This is a genomic window from Mesorhizobium sp. (assembly GCF_004962925.1).
Classification (GTDB): Bacteria; Pseudomonadota; Alphaproteobacteria; order Rhizobiales; family Rhizobiaceae; genus Mesorhizobium.
Genome location: NZ_SUEO01000419.1, coordinates 1 through 727, shown reverse-complemented (window position 1 = coordinate 727; position 727 = coordinate 1). Strand labels below are relative to the sequence as shown.

Here is a 727-nt window from a genome sequence, read left to right as displayed (position 1 = left end):
TCTTCGCAACTGCGTCCTGTCGGCAGCAGCGCGCCATAGTAGCCGATGGCATCGGCGGCTTTCGCGACTTGGGTGAGATAGGGCAAGTCGACCGCCCTTCCCCCCTCTGAGGTGCCGAGATAGCGGCTGTCGCCATGAGTCGGCAGAAACCACAGGACCTTGATCCTGTCGGGAGTGGCAATGCTCATGAATGGTCCTCTGTGATTTGGAGGCGCTCACTAGCTCCAGGCATGGAGTGGCGGATTTACGTCGTTGAGGTAGTAGTTGCCGAGGATCGCGTATTTCCAGCGCACCGGATCGTGCAGCGTGTGGGTGCGGGCGTTGCGCCAGTGCCGGTCGAGATTGTGCTCGGCCAGCGTCGAGCGTGTGCCGGCGAGCTCGAACAGCTTGTTCGTGGCAATGATGGCGATCTCTGTGGTGAGAATCTTGGATTCGGCAACCGCGATCTGCGCTTCCGCGACGGTCTTCTCGTTCGGGTCGGCCACGGCGCGATCGACCGCAAGCCCGGCCCTTTCCAGAACCGCCTCTGCCGCGTTGGTCCGCAGGCGAAGGTCGCCAATCGCCTGGATCGTATAAGGATCCTGCCAGGCATGATCGACGCCGCTGTCGATCCAGGCGCGCGACTTGGTGCGCACGAAGCCGACAGTCTCGTCGATCGCCGCCTTGGCGATGCCGAGATCGACCGCGGCCTGGATGATCTGGAAGATGGCGCCGTCGGCCGTCGGCC

General features: G+C 63.3%; 1 protein-coding gene and 1 pseudogene. Both read right to left on the bottom strand.

Annotated features, from left to right (window positions below):
• Positions 1-188 (bottom strand): annotated as a pseudogene (locus tag E5W87_RS35500) (alkanesulfonate monooxygenase); the annotation flags it as partial.
• 30 nt (positions 189-218) lie between these two features.
• Positions 219-727 (bottom strand): acyl-CoA dehydrogenase family protein (locus E5W87_RS35495; RefSeq protein WP_292408642.1); only part of this gene is annotated, 509 nt, incomplete at its 5' end.